1 protein-coding gene is annotated in these 657 nt (G+C 41.7%); it reads right to left on the reverse strand.

Annotated features, from left to right (window positions below):
- Nucleotides 1-96: 96 nt before the first annotated feature.
- A partial coding sequence (locus AC3G7N_RS21325) for an aminotransferase class I/II-fold pyridoxal phosphate-dependent enzyme (RefSeq protein WP_489424140.1) occupies nucleotides 97-657 on the reverse strand: 561 nt, incomplete at its 5' end.

Raw genomic sequence — 657 nt, forward strand, 5'->3', positions numbered from 1 at the left:
TCCAAAAATAGATAAGCAAAAGCGTCTGTGCAGCGGTGTATGGGCCCGATTGATCCACTAGTCGCTGGACACTGCAGCTTGACAATAAGTTTGCTATTACGAAATGATGCCCAGTTCTTTTCCAACCTTTTCATAGATGGCCAATGCTTCATCAAGCATTTCCTTGGTATGTGCTGCACTAGGCATATTACGAACACGTCCAGTACCTTTTGGCACAGTTGGAAATACGATGGATTTTGCATAAACGCCTTCTTCGTACAACTTTTTACTAAACTTCTGGGTAGCTAACTCATCTCCGATTACACATGGTGTAATTGGTGTTTCACTATTCCCTATATCAAATCCAAGTTTCTTTAATCCCTCTTTTAAGTACTCACTATTTTCCCAAAGCTTCTCATTTAAGTCCGTGCTTTCCATAAGCAATTCAATAGCTTTTGTACTTGCAACCGCATCTGCCGGAGTAACAGCTGTTGAGAATAAAAATGGACGGGAACGAACTTTAAGCCAGTCGATCAGATTATCTTTTCCTGCAACATAACCGCCAACAACACCAATTGCCTTCGATAATGTACCCATTTGAAAATCAATTCGATCCTGCAGGCCAAAATGTTTAACAGTTCCGGCGCCTTTACCCATTACACCAGATCCATGGGCATC

The organism is Virgibacillus carmonensis, from assembly GCF_057836705.1.